Consider the following 15,050-nt stretch of genomic DNA (forward strand, 5'->3'; position numbering starts at 1 on the left):
AGGTCGCTCACTCAACGTACTGACGATGATTTATTCCATCCAAAGATGAACAAACCTTCCTCTGATACTTCGTGTGAGACTCTTGATACCTTTGCTATTACCGATTCCGAAGAACCAGCCGCACTCGCCATCAAGCGCCCACACTTATCGGCTGTTAGTTTTTAAAGAGCACATCGCAAGACAAGTCTTACTTCAAGTTCCGCCTTGCGTCGCTGCATCAGCAGCAGAGAAACGAGATTATGAAGAACGTTTCGGTTCGTGTCAACAAGAATTCGAAGTTTCTTTTTCCTGCCGATCCGCGCCCGGAGCCTTCTACAACCTACCCCCGAGCACACCGCCGATACCGCCCTCTCCCGCTTCCTTCGCGTTCATCGAATCGCGAAGGAACGGAATTCTAGTGAGCGGAATCGAGGAGCGCAAGCGCTTTCTCACATGAACGTCACCGATGCTTGAAAACCGGCTTACGCTTTTCAACAAACGCCGCCATGCCTTCCTTCTGATCCTCCGTCGCGAACAGAGAATGGAACAGACGCCTCTCGAAATGAACACCTTCTGCGAGCGTTGTCTCGTAAGCGCGATTAACAGCCTCCTTGGCCATCATCACGGCGGGCAGCGAGAAGCCGGCGATGATCGTCGCCGCTTCGACGGCCTCGTCCAGAAGGCGATCCGCCCCGACGATGCGCGACACCAGCCCCGCCCGTTCGGCCTCGCTCGCGTCCATCATGCGCGCAGTCAGGCACATATCCATCGCCTTGGCTTTCGATACAGCGCGCGGCAAGCGCTGCGTGCCGCCCGCTCCCGGAATCACGCCGAGCTTGATCTCGGGCTGACCGAACTTGGCCGTGTCGGCGGCGATGACGATGTCGCACATCATCGCGAGTTCGCAACCTCCGCCGAGCGCAAAACCCGCGACCGCGGCAATGATCGGCTTGCGAATCGTGCGGATCGTTTCCCAGTTACGCGTGATGTAGTCGCCCTTGTAGACATCCATATAGGAGTAGCCGGCCATCATGCCGATGTCCGCACCCGCCGCGAACGCCTTTTCGCTGCCGGTCAGCACGATTGCGCCGATGTCTCCATCGGCGTCGAATGCCTTGAGCGCGACGCCCAGTTCGTCCATCAGCGCGTCATTCAGCGCGTTCAGCGCTTTCGGACGATTCAGCGCAATCAGTCCGACCCGACCACGCGTCTCGACCAGCAGATTCTCGTAAGCCATTCGCTCCTCCTTGCGATCCTCAGGTAAGCCCTAATGAAAAGTCATTCGTCACTGCATCTCGATAATGCTACCATCACCAACCAACCGGTCGGTTAATTATTCGGCCTGGCACCTTTCCCTCGTTCTTCTCTTCTCGCGACCATGACACATCCGCTATTCACGAAGCACGAAGCGACGCTCGACAAAGCGCTCGCAGCCATCGAAACGCGCGGCTACTGGAGCCCGTTCGCCGAAATGCCGAGCCCCAAAGTGTACGGGGAAACGGCCAGCGCCGATGGAGAGGCAGCATTCAAAGCTCATCTCGGCAAGACTTTCGAACTCGATCAGCCTTCGACGGGCGAAACGGTCGGGAAGGAGCGTTCGCCGTTCGGCATCGCGCTGGACGTCCGCTATCCGAAGGCCGATCCCGACGCGCTGACTCAAGCTGCGGCCAAGGCGCAGTCCGCCTGGCGCGCCGCCGGCCCGCAGGCTTGGGTGGGCGTGAGCCTCGAAATCCTGTCGCGCCTGAACCGCGCCAGCTTCGAGATCGCGTACGGCGTGATGCACACGACCGGCCAGGCATTCATGATGGCATTCCAGGCCGGTGGCCCGCACGCGCAAGACCGGGCGCTCGAAGCCGTCGTCTATGCGTGGGACCAGCTACGTCGCATCCCCGCCGAAGCGCACTGGGAAAAGCCGCAGGGCAAAAATCCGCCGCTCGCGATGCAAAAGCGCTTCTCCATCGTCCCGCGCGGCACGGGGCTTGTGCTCGGCTGCTGCACGTTTCCGACCTGGAACGGCTATCCCGGCATGTTCGCCGATCTCGCAACCGGCAACGCCGTCATCGTCAAGCCGCACCCCGGCGCGATCCTGCCGCTCGCGATCACCGTGCGAATCGCGCGTGAAGTGCTTCGTGAGGCCGGCTTCGATCCGAACGTCGTCACGCTCTTGGCCACCGAACCCAACGACGGCGCGTTGGTCCAGGAACTCGCCGTGCGTCCCGAAATCAAGCTCATCGATTTCACGGGAAGCACGCAAAACGGCACCTGGCTCGAGCGCAACGCGCATCAGGCGCAGGTCTACACCGAGAAGGCGGGCGTGAATCAGATCGTCATCGATTCCGTGGACGACATGAAGTCCGCCGCGCGCAACATCGCCTTCTCACTCGCCCTCTATTCCGGTCAGATGTGCACCGCGCCGCAGAACATCTACGTGCCGCGCAATGGCATCCGCACCGCCGAAGGCCAACTGAGCTTCGATGACGTCGCGAAAGCGCTCGCGGGCGCCGTCGAAAAACTCGCATCCGATCCGGCCCGCGCCGTCGAGCTCACGGGAGCGATTCAGAACGATGGCGTCGTGGAACGCGTCACCGAAGCGCGCAAGCTCGGCGACATGCTGCTCGACAGCCAATCTCTCACGCACCCTGCGTTTCCCGGAGCCCGCGTTCACACACCCCTCATGCTCAAGCTCGACGCGCGCACCGACGAAGCGAAATTCACCAAGGAATGGTTCGGCCCGATTTCGTTCGTCGTCGCGACCGACTCGACCGCGCAATCGCTCGAACTCGCCGGGTCGATCGCGCGCACGCACGGCGCCTTGACGTTCTCGGTCTACAGCACCGACGACAAGGTGATCGAAGCCGCGCACGAAGCAGCCATTGAAGGCGGTGTCGCGCTCTCGATCAACCTCACCGGCGGCGTCTTCGTCAATCAGACCGCGGCATTCTCCGACTTCCACGGCACGGGCGCGAACCCCGCGGCCAACGCAGCGCTTTCGGATGCAGCTTTCGTCGCAAATCGCTTCCGAGTAGTGCAAAGCCGCGTCCATGTTGCACCGAAGGCCGCGTCGGCGGAAGCTGGCCAGACGGCATAAGCCAATCGACACAAACGATCCAAAGGCCGGATCGCCGTGCAAACGGCTTATGCCATTCGGCCTAATGGAAAGCTCGCGGTCGCGCGGCTAGTATCGGATGCAAGGAATGGCGGCGAGCACGCGCCGCCGCAGCCGGATTCGTCGAGAGAGGAAATGTAATGACAGAGAAGTCCGTGTTCTTTCACGTCGATGTCGAGACGCGCGTCGCGACGTTGACGCTCAATCGCCCCGACAAACTGAACAGCTTCACGCGCGAGATGCATCGCGAGTTGAATCAGGCGCTCACTGAAATACAAGCGGGCAATGCGCGCGCGCTCGTCATCACCGGCGCGGGTCGCGGCTTCTGCGCGGGACAGGATCTCGCGGATCTGGATTTCACGCCTGGCTCGATGTCGGATCTGGGCGATCTCATCGACGAGCACTTCAATCCGCTCGTGCGCAGGCTTCAGGCTTTGCCGATGCCGGTCATCGCGGCAGTGAACGGCACGGCCGCTGGAGCCGGGGCGAATCTCGCGATGGCGTGCGACTTCGTCGTCGCGGCGCGCTCGGCCAGCTTCATTCAGGCATTCGTGAAGATCGGCCTCCTGCCCGATTCGGGCGGCACATGGCTGCTGTCGCGCCGCGTCGGTGAGGCGCGTGCGCTCGGGCTCGCGCTGACGGGCGAAAAACTCAGCGCCGAGAAGGCGGAGGCGTGGGGCATCGTGTGGCGCGTCGTCGACGATGCCGAGCTGCAGCAAGCGGCCGCGCAACTGGCCGCCCAACTCGCGCAGCAGCCGGCGCGCGCGGTCGTCGCGATCAAGAAAGCGATCCGCGCGAGCGCGAACAGGACTTTCGACCAGCAGCTCGATCTCGAACGCGATCTTCAGCGCGAGCTCGGTGCGTCGCCGGATTACATCGAAGGCGTCGCCGCGTTCAAGGAGAAGCGCGCACCGCGCTTCGAAGGTCTGTGAGAACCGAATCGAACTGGAGATATCTGTGACGCCACAACAACTCGCGGAAGCCACGGCGAAAGCCATGTACGAAGCGGACGCATGCTCGCGCGCGCTCGGCATCGAGCTGATCGAAGTCCGGCCCGGCTATGCGCGTCTGCAAATGGACGTGCGCCCCGACTTTCTGAACGGCCATGCGATTTGCCACGGCGGCCTGATGTTCACGCTGGCGGACTCCGCGTTCGCGTTCGCCTGCAACTCGTACAACATCAGCACGGTCGCGGCGGGCTGCTCGATCGAGTTTTTGCGGCCCGTGCAGGGCGGCGATCGCCTGACTGCCGAAGCGATCGAGCAAACGCTGAGCGGGCGCACGGGTATCTACGATATCCGCGTGACGAATCGCGAAGGCGAGCCGGTCGCGATGTTCCGCGGCAAGTCGGCTCAGATAAGAGGCAACGTAATTCCCGTGTGACGGACTCGTTCATATAACGGACGCGGCATCTAAAAGCCGCGCCGCGTAGTCAGCATCAAGGAGACAGCAATGACCACATCGCTGCCGCTCGATCCGATCGAGAAGGCGAGCCGCGACGAACTCGCGGCGCTGCAGCTCGAGCGTCTCAAATGGACGCTCAAGCATGCTTACGAGAACTCGCCGGTTTATCGGCGCAAGTTTGACGAAGCAGGCGTTCATCCGGATGACGTCACGTCGCTCTCGGATCTTGGCCGTTTTCCGTTTACGACCAAGAAGGATCTGCGCGACAACTATCCGTTTGGCATGTTCGCGGTTCCGCAGGAGCGGGTCTCGCGCATCCACGCGTCATCGGGTACGACGGGGAAGCCGACTGTCGTCGGCTACACGGCGCAGGATCTGGACAACTGGGCGAACCTCGTCGCACGCTCCATTCGGGCGGCCGGCGCACGTCGTGGCGACAAGGTGCACGTGAGTTACGGCTACGGCCTCTTCACCGGCGGACTCGGCGCGCACTACGGCGCCGAGCGCGCGGGACTCACCGTCATTCCGTTCGGCGGCGGCCAGACGGAGAAGCAGGTGCAACTGATCCAGGATTTTCGGCCGGACATCATCATGGTCACGCCGAGCTACATGCTGTCGATCGCCGATGAACTGGAGCGCCAGGGCATCGATCCGGCAAGTTGCTCGCTGCGCATCGGCATCTTCGGCGCGGAGCCGTGGACGAACGACATGCGCCGCGCGATCGAAACGCGCATGGGCATCGACGCCGTCGACATCTACGGACTCTCGGAAGTAATGGGGCCGGGCGTGGCATCGGAATGCGCGGAGACCAAGGACGGCCCGACGATCTGGGAAGATCACTTCTATCCCGAGATCATCGATCCGGAAACCGGCGAGGTGCTGCCGGACGGCGAATTCGGGGAACTCGTGTTCACGTCGCTCACGAAGGAAGCGCTGCCGATCATCCGCTATCGCACGCGCGATCTGACGCGCCTTCTGCCCGGCACCGCTCGCACGATGCGACGCATGGAGAAGATCACCGGCCGCTCCGACGACATGATGATCGTGCGCGGCGTCAATGTTTTCCCGACGCAGATCGAGGAGTTGCTGCTCAAGCGCCCGGTACTCGCGCCGCACTATCAGATCGTGCTCACCAAGGAAGGCCCGCTCGACGTACTCACGCTGAACGTCGAGCCTTGCCCCGAATCCGCGCCGGATGTGACCGCGCTCGAAAACGCGAAGTCCGCGCTCGCCTACGACATCAAGGCGCTGATCGGTGTGAGCGCCGTGGTGAACGTGCTCGCGGTGAACGGCATCGAACGATCCGTCGGCAAGGCGCGGCGCGTGATCGACCGGCGCAACGTCGCGTCGTGAAGCAAAAAGCTCGCGAGCCATGATGGCCGCGAGCTTTTTGTGAAGCTGCCGGGAAACCGGCGATATCAGGAATTGGGCAGCAACAGCCACATCCTGCCGCCCTGCTTCATGCGCCCGGCGAGATCGCCGGCATCGTCCCCCAGTCCCCAGAAATAGTCCGCGCGCACACCGCCTTTGATCGCCGAACCGGTGTCCTGCGCGAAAACGAGGCGATTCATCGGCTGATTGCTGAGCGGACGCGTGGTCTGCAGGAAAACGGGCGTGCCGAGCGGAATCGCCGACGGATCGACGGCAATCGAACGCTCCGGCGTCAACGGCACGCCGAGCGCGCCGACGGGACCGTCGCCGAGACTTGCGGACATCGTTTCGTTAGCGGGCATCTCGCGGAAAAAGACGAAGCGCGGGTTCACGTCGAGCAGTGCGTCGACGCGCGCCGGATTCGCCTTCGCCCATGCTTTGATGCCTTGCATCGTCGCCTGTGCGGGCGTGAGTTCTCCGCGATCGAGCAATTCCTTGCCGATCGAGCGATACGGCTGGTTGTTGGTGCCGCCGAAGCCGACGCGCATCACGCTGCCGTCTTCCATGACGACGCGCCCCGAACCCTGCACCTGCAGAAAGAACGCTTCGATCGGATCGTCGACCCACACGAGTTCGTTGCCGTTCAACGCGCCCGAACGTTCGAGCTGCGCGCGCGCGGGAAGCGCCGAACCGGGCTTGTATCGATACGGCCACCGGTACAACGCATACTGATAAATCCCGTGACGCGTGCGCGACCCGCGCAGAAGCGGCTCGTAGTAGCCGGTCACGAGACCGTCGAGCGTGCCGTCGGTGTTGGCGAGCTGAAATGGCGTGAAATAGGCTTCGAAGAAGCTGCGCGCCGCCGACATGTCGAGGTCGTCGAGCCGCTCGGCCGCCGCGCACGCCTTCTGCCAGTTGGCCTGTCGCGAGAGCCGGTTGCAGTTCTGGCGCAGCGCGGCGGTCGCGCCGATCAGCGAATCGTCCTGCCAGCCCGGCACCTGCTGCCAGCTCACCGCAGTCAGGCGCGAAGCGGCGCGCTGTCCGGTGATGATCGGCGTGCCGGTCGCCGTCGCAGGCCCCGGCTTCACGTAATTGCCGCCGCCGCACGAGGCGAGCAGGACAGCGGTTGCAATCGATGCGGCCCAGGCCGCTGCTCGTGCGGCCGGCCGCACGAAGCGCATACAATGCTCGTTCTTGATGGGAACCGCCATGTCTGATCTGTTCGACGAATATCCAATGCTTATTTTTGCGCTCGAGTCGCTCGTGGCGCTCGCCTTGCTGATCTTCATCGTGGTATGGACGGCATCGGGCAAGAAGAAGAACCAGAACCGCTCGAACGATCCCGCGAAACGGCGCTGATTCGCGCCGCCTGCCGCTGTTTCGCTCAGTGGAGCGTGCGCGGCATATGCAACGCAAATTCCGCTACGGGCGCTTCGAAGCGCTCGCCGTCTTCCGCCACGCAGAAATACTCGCCGCGCATCGTGCCGACCGGCGTCGCGATCACCGCCCAGCTCGTGTATTCGAACTGCTCGCCCGGCGGCAACAGCGGCTGATGCCCGACGACGCCCAGCCCCTTCACTTCCTGAACGTGATCGTTGCTGTCGGTGATGATCCAGTGCCGCGAGATCAACTGCGCCGCCACCTGGCCGGTATTGCGGATCGTCAGCGTGTAGGCAAATGCGTACTGCCTGCTATCCGGGTCTGATTGGTCCGGCAAATACCGCGTCTCCACGGAAACGCTGAATTCGTACTGGCTCATCGTTGTTCCAATTCCAATTCGATCGGCCGCTTGGCCGCCAGACACGGGCGCGCCGGCGCGCGGCCATTGGTCTGGCATTCTGCTTGATGCGAGCGGCGCCCGCAACACGATTGGCGTCCCGCCGCCACATCCGCGCGCCATCCGTTGGCCATTCGGACGAGGGACTCCGCGGAAAACGCGGGTTAAAATCACGGCTTTAGGTCGCTACCCGCATACGTCCATGGCGCAATTCCACATCGCTCCCAGCATCCTGTCCGCCGACTTTTCCCGCCTCGGCGAGGAAGTCCGCAACGTCGTCGCCGCCGGCGCCGACTGGATCCACTTCGACGTCATGGACAACCACTACGTGCCGAACCTGACGATCGGTCCGATGGTGTGCGAGGCTATCCGCCCGCACGTGGACGTGCCCATCGACGTGCATCTGATGGTGCGCCCGGTCGACCGCATCGTGCCCGATTTCGCGAAGGCCGGCGCCAATGTGATCAGTTTTCATCCGGAAGGTTCGGATCACATCGACCGCACGCTGTCGCTGATCCGCGATCACGGCTGCAAGGCGGGCCTCGTTTTCAATCCCGCCACGCCGCTGATCTACCTCGATCACGTAATGGACAAGGTCGATCTCGTGCTCATCATGTCGGTAAATCCGGGTTTCGGCGGGCAGTCGTTCATTCCCGAGGCGCTCAACAAGGTGCGCGAGGCACGCGCGCGCATCGATGCGTATCGGGATCGCACGGGGCGCGAAATCCATCTGGAAGTCGATGGCGGCGTAAAGGTCGACAACATCGCGGAAATCGCGGCGGCCGGCGCGGATTCGTTCGTCGCGGGATCGGCCATTTTCGGTAAGCCCGACTACAAGGCGGTCATCGACGCAATGCGCGCCGAACTGGCGAAGGTGGAATCTGGAGCGAAAGCATGAGTGAGATCGCAGCGGCGCAATCGCCCTTTGTGAATCGTCCGATCCGCGCGGCGATCATCGACCTCGACGGCACCATGGTCGACACCGCCGACGACTTCGTCGCGGCACTGAATGCAATGCTCGCGCGCATCGCCATCGAACAGCCGGTCACGCGCGATGAAGTCACGGGCTATGTCGGCAAGGGTTCGGAGAATCTGATCCGCAGCGTGCTCGCCGTGCGGCTGTCGCCGTCGCAGGCGGTCGCGCAGTTCGACGACGCGCTCGCGATCTATCAAAGCGAATACGCGAAGGTCAACGGCAAGCACTCGACGCTATTCCCCGAAGTGAGGGAAGGCCTCGAAGCGATGCGTGAAAGCGGCGTCGCGCTCGCATGCGTGACCAACAAGCCGCATCGCTTCGCCGTGGAGTTGCTTGCGCACTTCGGCATTGCGGATTTCTTCAAGGTGATTCTCGGCGGCGACTCGCTGCCCGCGAAGAAACCCGATCCGCTCCCGATGCTCACCGCATGCGAACGACTGGACGTCTTGCCGCGCGAGACCGTGGCGGTCGGCGATTCGGAAAACGACGCGCTCGCGGGCCGCGCGGCCGGCCTCGCGACCTTGACCGTTCCGTACGGTTACAACCATGGGAAGCCTGTACAGTCGGTGAAATCCGATGGTATAGTTTCCTCGCTGCGCACCGCAGCATCGGCGATTGCCGCCACCTTGGCGCCGCCGGACACCACACTGACTGAATAAGTCCATCCATTCATGTTTCTCAACAGAAAACGGAGTCTGAGCAGCATCGACCGGGGAGCCTGGCCCTGGCGTCGCTGGTCGCGCTAACCTCGCCCGAGGTGCGCTGAAGCCGTCATGCGTGATCGCGCTTCAGCATCCGTTTTTTGTTTCGCTGCGCATACCCGCGCCGTTTCCGTTGAATCGTCGTATATCGAACCTCGCTCACGCACGCGTCGTGTAGTGCCGCGAGTCGTCCTGTCCGCTTCCGCAAATCGAAGCGGCGGGGCCGTCGTATGCGATCATCACGAGATTCGACCGACCGCAGCGCCCTGCACTCCCCGATACCGCGCCACCCAGAAAGCGCGCATCGCTCAAGGATCGCAACATGACCGAACTCGAATTCCAATCGCTGGCGAACGAAGGCTTCAATCGCATTCCGCTCATCGCCGAAGCCCTCGCCGACCTCGAAACGCCGCTCTCGCTCTATCTCAAGCTCGCGCAGACGGAGCGCAACGGCGCGAACTCGTTCCTGCTGGAGTCCGTCGTGGGCGGCGAGCGTTTCGGGCGCTACTCGTTCATCGGTCTGCCGGCCCGCACGACCGTGAGCGTGCGAAACGGCAAGACGCAAGTCGTGACCGATGGCAACGTCATCGAGACGGATGAAGGCGATCCGCTCACGTTCATCGAGCAATATCAAAAGCGCTTCAAGGTCGCGACGCGGCCCGGCTTGCCGCGCTTTTGCGGCGGTCTCGCGGGCTACTTCGGTTACGACGCGGTGCGCTACATCGAGAAGAAGCTCGCGCACAGTGCGCCGCCCGACGATCTCGATCTTCCCGACATCCAGTTGCTGCTGACCGAAGAAGTCGCGGTCATCGACAACCTCGCGGGCAAGCTTTATCTCATCGTCTACGCCGATCCGACCAAGCCGGAAGCGTATGCCAAGGCGAAGCATCGGCTGCGCGAACTGAAGGCGCGTTTGCGCGTGACGGTTCAACCGCCGGTGACATCCGCGAGCGTGCGTACGGAAACGTTCCGCGAATTCAAGAAGGACGATTATCTGAACGCCGTGCGCCGCGCGAAGGAATACATCGCGGCCGGCGAACTGATGCAAGTGCAAGTCGGCCAGCGGCTCATCAAGCCGTTCCGCGACAATCCGCTTTCGCTGTATCGCGCGCTGCGTTCGCTGAATCCGTCGCCGTATATGTACTACTACAACTTCGGCGGCGAAGTGCACGTGGTCGGTGCATCGCCGGAAATTCTCGTGCGTCAGGAAAAGCGCGCCGACGATCGCATTGTGACGATTCGTCCGCTCGCAGGCACGCGCCCGCGCGGCAACACGCCCGAACGCGACGCCGAACTCGCCACCGAACTGCTTAACGATCCGAAGGAAGTCGCCGAGCACGTCATGCTGATCGACCTCGCGCGCAACGACGTCGGCCGCATCGCGCAGACCGGGTCGGTCACCGTGACGGACAAACTGGTCATCGAAAAATACTCGCACGTCCAGCACATCGTGAGCTCGGTCGAAGGCAAGCTCAAGGAAGGCATGAGCAATTTCGACGTGCTGCGCGCCACCTTCCCTGCCGGCACGCTGTCCGGCGCGCCGAAGGTTCGCGCGATGGAACTCATCGACGAACTCGAGCCGATCAAGCGCGGCTTGTACGGCGGCGCTGTCGGGTATCTGTCCTTCAGCGGCGAAATGGATCTGGCCATCGCGATCCGCACCGGCCTCATCCACAAGGGCAATCTCTATGTTCAGGCGGCAGCGGGCGTCGTCGCCGATTCGGTGCCCGAATCCGAATGGCAGGAAACGGAGAACAAGGCGCGCGCCGTGCTGCGCGCCGCCGAGCAAGTGCAAGACGGCCTCGACAGCGACTTCTGAGGAGACAAGACCATGCTGCTGATGATCGACAACTACGATTCCTTCACCTACAACCTGGTCCAGTACTTCGGCGAACTCGGCGAGGACGTGCTCACGTATCGCAACGACGAAATCACGCTCGACGAAATCGCGAAGCTCAACCCCGAGCGCATCTGTCTTTCGCCGGGACCGAGCAATCCGCAACACGCGGGCATCACGCTCGACGTGTTGCGTGAGTTTTCCGGCAAGCTGCCGATTCTCGGCGTGTGCCTCGGCCATCAGGCAATCGGCGAGGCGTTCGGCGGACGCGTCGTGCGCGCACAGACGATCATGCACGGCAAAGTGAGCCAGATCGAAACCGACTGTAAAGGCGTGTTCGCCGATCTTCCCAAACACTTCAACGTGACGCGCTATCACTCGCTCGCTATTGAGCGCGAGTCTTTGCCCGACTGTCTGGAAGTGTCCGCGTGGACGCCCGACGGTGAAATCATGGGTGTTCGTCACCGTGAACTGGAAGTGGAAGGCGTGCAGTTCCATCCGGAATCGATTCTTTCCGAGCACGGCCACGCGCTGCTCGAAAACTTCGTGAAAAACTCTTCGACCGGAAAGCGAGCCTGACGACATGACCATCACCGCACAGGAAGCGCTGCAGCGCACGATCGAACATCGGGAAATCTTTCACGACGAAATGCTGCATCTGATGCGCCAGATCATGCGCGGCGAGATGTCGCCCGTCATGGCCGCCGCGATCATCACCGGCTTGCGCGTGAAGAAGGAAACCATCGGCGAAATCGCCGCTGCCGCGACCGTCATGCGCGAATTTGCGAATCACGTCGAAGTGGCGGACAACTCGAATTTCGTCGATATCGTCGGCACGGGCGGCGACGGCTCGCACACGTTCAATATCTCCACGGCATCGATGTTCGTCGCGGCCGCGTCGGGCGCGAAGGTCGCGAAGCACGGCAACCGCGGCGTGTCGAGCAAATCCGGCAGCGCGGACGTGCTCGAAGCCCTCGGCGTGAACATCGATCTGACACCGGAACAAGTGGCCGCTTCCATTGCCGAAACCGGCATGGGCTTCATGTTCGCGCCGAATCATCATCCGGCGATGAAGAACATCGCGCCCGTGCGCCGCGAACTCGGCGTGCGGACCATCTTCAATATTCTCGGGCCGCTGACGAATCCGGCCGGCGCGCCGAATCAGCTTCAGGGCGTGTTTCACGAAGACCTCGTCGGTATTCAGGTGCGCGTGATGCAGCGTCTCGGCGCGAAACACGTTCTCGTCGTGTACGGCAAGGACGGCATGGACGAGGTGTCGCTCGGCGCCGCGACGAAAGTCGGCGAGCTGAAAAACGGCGAAGTCACCGAGTACGAGATTCATCCGGAGGATTTCGGCCTGCAGATGGTGTCGAATCGTTCGCTGAAGGTGCAGGACGCGCAGGAATCGAAGGCAATGCTGCTAGGCGCGCTGAACAACAAGGCGGGCGTCGCGCGCGAGATCGTCACATTGAATGCGGGAACCGCGCTTTATGCCGCGGATGTCGTCGATTCGATCGAAGCCGGCATGGCCGCCGCGCGCGAAGCGATCGAGAGCGGCGCGGCGCGCGAGAAGGTCGAGACGCTCGTGAAGTTCACGCAGCAATTCGCAAAGAAATAACGGAACCCGAACGGAAGCCGACATGAGTGACATTCTGGATCGCATCATCGCGGTCAAGCGCGAGGAAGTCCGCGCTGCCGAACAAAGCGCCCCGCTCGAAGAGCTGAAGCTCGAAGCCAGTTCGCGCGACCTGCGCGATTTCGTCGGCGCATTGCGCGCGAAGCATGCGGCGAATCAGGCGGCGGTGATCGCGGAAGTGAAGAAGGCGAGCCCGTCGAAAGGCGTGCTGCGAGAGGATTTCGTACCCGCCGACATCGCGCGTTCGTACGAAAAAGGCGGCGCCGCATGCCTTTCCGTGCTCACCGACGTGCAGTTCTTCAAGGGTAGCGTCGCGTATCTGGAGGAAGCGCGCGCGGCGTGCAGTCTGCCGGTGCTGCGCAAGGACTTCATCATCGATCCGTATCAGATCATCGAAGCCCGCGCGATGGGCGCGGACTGCATCCTGCTGATCGCCGCCGCGCTCGAACTCTCGCAGATGCAGGATCTCGAAGCCTACGCGCACTCGCTCGGGCTCGCGGTGCTGGTCGAAGTCCACGACGCCGACGAACTGCGCGACGCGCTCACGCTGAAGACGCCGCTCATCGGCATCAACAATCGCAATCTGCGCACGTTCGAAACGACGATCGAAACGACCATCGGCTTGCTGGAGCAGATTCCCGATGACCGCATCGTGGTAACGGAATCCGGCGTTCTGTCGCGCGTCGATGTCGACCGGCTGCGCGCGATGCGCGTGCATACGTTCCTCGTCGGCGAAGCGTTCATGCGCGCCGACGATCCGGGCGCCGAACTCGCGCGCATGTTCTTCTAAATCTCATCGACGGGAACCGCATGGGCATCGAACGGGAATTGAAACTCGCGCTCGCGCCGTCGCAACACGACGACGTGGCGCGCTTCTTCGACGAACGCACCGGCGCGGGCAAGCCGATCGAGCTTGCCAACGTCTACTTCGACACGCCGGACTGCGCGCTCGCGAAGGCGAAATCCGCGCTGCGCCTGCGCCGCACGCCGGAGCAATGGCTGCAGACGTTCAAGACGCTCGGCAAATCGGTGGCTGGCCTGAGCAACCGGCACGAGTGGGAGTTGCCGGTGCAAGGCGAAGCGCTCGAAATCGATGCGCTCATCGCCGCCTGCGACAACGACGCCGCGCGCGAAGCGCTGCAACGCGCCGCGCCGGACCTGATCGCGCTGTTCAAGACCAATTTCAGGCGCATCGTCTGGGACATCGAGCGCGAGGGTTCGCATATCGAAGTCGCGCTGGATCGCGGCGAAATCACGGCGGACGTCGACGGCACGACGCGTCGCGCGGATATCAGCGAGCTGGAGCTGGAACTGAAATCCGGCGAGGAAAGCGCGCTTTCGATGCTCGCGGCGGAATTGCGCGGCGCGTTTCCCGAGATCGTTCCCGAAGACCTCAGCAAGGCGCAGCGCGGCTATCTGCTGCGCGAGCCGCCCGAAGGCAAGAACCGCAACGCATGAATCAGCAGCCTTCCCTTTTCGCGGATAACGAAGCCGCGAACGCGTCGTCGAACTCCACGACGCTCGAAAGTCAGTTCGACGCGCTGCCCGCCGACTGGTGCCGCCATCTGAAGCCGTTCATCGACAGCAAGCATTACGCGGCGTTGTGCGCGTTCGTCGATGCCGAGCGCGCCGCTGGCAAGACCGTCTATCCCGCCGATGTCTTTCGCGCGCTGCGCCTCACGAGTCCTGCCGACGTGAAGGTCGTCATCCTCGGACAAGACCCGTATCACGGCGAGGACAAAGGCGCGCCGCAAGCGCACGGCCTCGCGTTTTCGGTGCCCGCACCCGTGCGCCCGCCGCCGTCCTTGCGCAACATCTTCAAGGAGATTCACGCGAGTCTCGGATTTCCCGCGCCCGCGCACGGTTGCCTCGATTCGTGGGCCAAACAAGGCGTGCTGCTGCTGAACACGTCGCTGACGGTCGAGCGCGATAAAGCCGGAAGCCACGCGAAACGCGGCTGGGAACAATGCACCGACACGCTGATCCACGAAATGGCGCAGCGTCACGATGGCCTCGTGTTCATGCTGTGGGGCGCGCACGCGCAGGCGAAGCGCAAGCTGATCGACGACACGCAGAAGGCGCATTGCGTGCTGGAGGCGGCGCATCCGTCGCCGTTGTCGGCGTATCGCGGATTCTTCGGCTGCGGGCACTTCGCGCTCGCGAACGAATATCTGACGAAGCACGGACGCGCGCCGATCGACTGGCGTCTGCCCGCCGAGCCTGAATTGCTCGCCTGAAACGCAAAAAACCCCGCCACGCGAGG

General features: G+C 62.7%; 16 protein-coding genes. 12 read left to right on the forward strand and 4 right to left on the reverse strand.

What is annotated here, in order from left to right; translation table 11 throughout:
• Window positions 1–439 precede the first annotated feature (439 nt).
• On the reverse strand, window positions 440–1,216 hold the full coding sequence (locus tag QCE49_RS11410; protein WP_250460053.1) for an enoyl-CoA hydratase: 777 nt from the start codon (window positions 1,214–1,216) through the stop codon (window positions 440–442).
• Window positions 1,217–1,357: 141 nt separating this feature from the next.
• On the opposite strand from QCE49_RS11410, the gene paaN reads away from it, so the two are divergent.
• From paaN to paaK, 4 genes are all read left to right on the forward strand, one after another.
• The gene (gene paaN / locus QCE49_RS11415; RefSeq protein WP_250460051.1) at window positions 1,358–3,067 is read left to right on the forward strand and encodes a phenylacetic acid degradation protein PaaN; all 1,710 of its coding nucleotides are present in this window, start codon (window positions 1,358–1,360) and stop codon (window positions 3,065–3,067) included.
• A 158-nt stretch (window positions 3,068–3,225) separates the two neighbouring features.
• Window positions 3,226–4,017, forward strand: a complete 792-nt coding sequence (gene paaG, locus QCE49_RS11420) for a 2-(1,2-epoxy-1,2-dihydrophenyl)acetyl-CoA isomerase PaaG (protein ID WP_250460049.1) — start codon at window positions 3,226–3,228, stop codon at window positions 4,015–4,017.
• Between the two features lie 64 nt (window positions 4,018–4,081).
• Window positions 4,082–4,468 (forward strand): hydroxyphenylacetyl-CoA thioesterase PaaI, encoded by a 387-nt coding sequence (gene paaI, locus QCE49_RS11425; protein ID WP_235366211.1) that lies wholly within the window; start codon window positions 4,082–4,084, stop codon window positions 4,466–4,468.
• A 69-nt stretch (window positions 4,469–4,537) separates the two neighbouring features.
• Window positions 4,538–5,842 carry a phenylacetate--CoA ligase PaaK gene (gene paaK / locus QCE49_RS11430; RefSeq protein WP_008344438.1) on the forward strand — a complete coding sequence of 435 codons (1,305 nt, stop codon included), beginning with the start codon at window positions 4,538–4,540 and terminating at the stop codon, window positions 5,840–5,842.
• Between the two features lie 65 nt (window positions 5,843–5,907).
• Here the strand turns inward: paaK and QCE49_RS11435 are convergent, their stop codons facing one another.
• Together QCE49_RS11435 and apaG are read right to left on the reverse strand one after the other, a co-directional pair.
• On the reverse strand, window positions 5,908–7,149 hold the full coding sequence (locus tag QCE49_RS11435) for a murein transglycosylase A (RefSeq protein ID WP_174447762.1): 1,242 nt from the start codon (window positions 7,147–7,149) through the stop codon (window positions 5,908–5,910).
• A gap of 95 nt (window positions 7,150–7,244) precedes the next feature.
• The gene (gene apaG, locus QCE49_RS11440; protein ID WP_008344432.1) at window positions 7,245–7,619 is read right to left on the reverse strand and encodes a Co2+/Mg2+ efflux protein ApaG; all 375 of its coding nucleotides are present in this window, start codon (window positions 7,617–7,619) and stop codon (window positions 7,245–7,247) included.
• Window positions 7,620–7,839: 220 nt separating this feature from the next.
• On the opposite strand from apaG, the gene rpe reads away from it, so the two are divergent.
• Window positions 7,840–8,535: a ribulose-phosphate 3-epimerase gene (rpe, locus tag QCE49_RS11445; protein WP_008344430.1), complete on the forward strand. Its 696-nt coding sequence runs from the start codon at window positions 7,840–7,842 to the stop codon at window positions 8,533–8,535.
• Window positions 8,532–9,272, forward strand: coding sequence for a phosphoglycolate phosphatase (locus QCE49_RS11450; protein ID WP_008344428.1), 741 nt, complete (start codon window positions 8,532–8,534; stop codon window positions 9,270–9,272). The genes rpe and QCE49_RS11450 overlap by 4 nt, the downstream gene beginning before the upstream one ends.
• A 201-nt stretch (window positions 9,273–9,473) precedes the next feature.
• Here the strand turns inward: QCE49_RS11450 and QCE49_RS11455 are convergent, their stop codons facing one another.
• Window positions 9,474–9,638 (reverse strand): hypothetical protein, encoded by a 165-nt coding sequence (locus QCE49_RS11455; protein WP_160172923.1) that lies wholly within the window; start codon window positions 9,636–9,638, stop codon window positions 9,474–9,476.
• On the opposite strand from QCE49_RS11455, the gene trpE reads away from it, so the two are divergent.
• Genes trpE through QCE49_RS11485 form a run of 6 tightly spaced genes read left to right on the forward strand, consistent with a single transcriptional unit; the run spans window position 9,637 to window position 15,024 of the window.
• Window positions 9,637–11,133, forward strand: a complete 1,497-nt coding sequence (trpE, locus tag QCE49_RS11460) for an anthranilate synthase component I (RefSeq protein ID WP_250435227.1) — start codon at window positions 9,637–9,639, stop codon at window positions 11,131–11,133. The two genes, QCE49_RS11455 and trpE, sit on opposite strands and share 2 nt — an antisense overlap.
• Window positions 11,134–11,145: 12 nt before the next feature.
• A complete protein-coding gene (locus QCE49_RS11465) occupies window positions 11,146–11,730 on the forward strand; it encodes an aminodeoxychorismate/anthranilate synthase component II (protein ID WP_034473938.1) in 585 nt (194 codons plus the stop codon).
• Window positions 11,731–11,734: 4 nt separating this feature from the next.
• Complete coding sequence (gene trpD, locus QCE49_RS11470; RefSeq protein ID WP_008344422.1) at window positions 11,735–12,769, forward strand: anthranilate phosphoribosyltransferase; 1,035 nt, start codon at window positions 11,735–11,737, stop codon at window positions 12,767–12,769.
• A gap of 22 nt (window positions 12,770–12,791) precedes the next feature.
• Window positions 12,792–13,577: an indole-3-glycerol phosphate synthase TrpC gene (gene trpC, locus QCE49_RS11475; protein WP_008344421.1), complete on the forward strand. Its 786-nt coding sequence runs from the start codon at window positions 12,792–12,794 to the stop codon at window positions 13,575–13,577.
• Window positions 13,578–13,597: 20 nt separating this feature from the next.
• Window positions 13,598–14,245, forward strand: coding sequence for a CYTH domain-containing protein (locus QCE49_RS11480; RefSeq protein WP_244807655.1), 648 nt, complete (start codon window positions 13,598–13,600; stop codon window positions 14,243–14,245).
• Complete coding sequence (locus tag QCE49_RS11485) at window positions 14,242–15,024, forward strand: uracil-DNA glycosylase (RefSeq protein ID WP_250460045.1); 783 nt, start codon at window positions 14,242–14,244, stop codon at window positions 15,022–15,024. Before QCE49_RS11480 ends, QCE49_RS11485 begins: the two co-directional genes overlap by 4 nt.
• The last annotated feature ends 26 nt before the right edge of the window (window positions 15,025–15,050 follow it).

It is taken from the genome of Caballeronia sp. LZ008 (assembly GCF_031451435.1).
GTDB lineage: Bacteria > Pseudomonadota > Gammaproteobacteria > Burkholderiales > Burkholderiaceae > Caballeronia > Caballeronia zhejiangensis.